The sequence below is a fragment of the Micromonospora sp. LOL_014 genome (assembly GCF_048060245.1).
Classification (GTDB): domain Bacteria; phylum Actinomycetota; class Actinomycetes; order Mycobacteriales; family Micromonosporaceae; genus Micromonospora_E.
Genome location: NZ_JBHMIP010000104.1, coordinates 1 through 637, shown reverse-complemented (window position 1 = coordinate 637; position 637 = coordinate 1). Strand labels below are relative to the sequence as shown.

The following is a 637-nucleotide window of genomic DNA, read 5'->3' as shown; positions in this document are numbered from 1 at the left end:
GCGTACCGCCGGTGGTGGTGAAGGCGGCGGTGCCGAGCCCTTGGACGGTGGCCCGCACGTGCGCGCCGGGTGGGAGGGGGACGGCGGCGGTGGCCGCGCCGGCCAGGAAGATCCACCCGGCTTGGAGCGCCGGGCCGTGCTGGTCGGCGAGGGCGATGCCGGCGGCGAGGGCGCGGCGGGGGTCGCCGAGGATCGCGGCGGTGGATCCGGTCTGCACGGTGTGTCCGTCGATGTCGAGGAGTACGCCGAGGTTGTCGACTTCGTCGGGGACCGGCTGCCAGGGTCCGACGACGTACAGGGCGGCGGAGGTGTTGTCGGCGATCACGTCGGGCAGCGAGAAGGTGAAGTCGCGGTAGCGGGAGTCGATGACCTCCAGCGCGGGGGCGACGGCGCGGACCGCGTCGGTGAACGGCATCCCGGATGTCGGCGGCCGGTCGAGGAGGAAGGCGATCTCCGGTTCGACGCGTGGGTGGATCAGCCTGGAGATGTCCACGGCGGCGCCGTCGGGCACCTGCGTGGTGTCGGTGAGCTGGCCGAGGATCGGGGAGTCGACGCCGACCTGGGCCATCTTCGCCCGGCTGGTCAGGCCCATCTTGGCGCCGACGAGGCGTTCGCCCCGGTCGGTGCGGCGGGCGAT

At 73.6% G+C, this 637-nt stretch carries 1 protein-coding gene; it reads right to left on the bottom strand.

Annotated features, from left to right (window positions below; translation table 11 throughout):
• Nucleotides 1-637: 2-keto-4-pentenoate hydratase (locus ACFHW1_RS28815; protein ID WP_416616734.1), on the bottom strand; the 637-nt coding region annotated here is incomplete at both ends.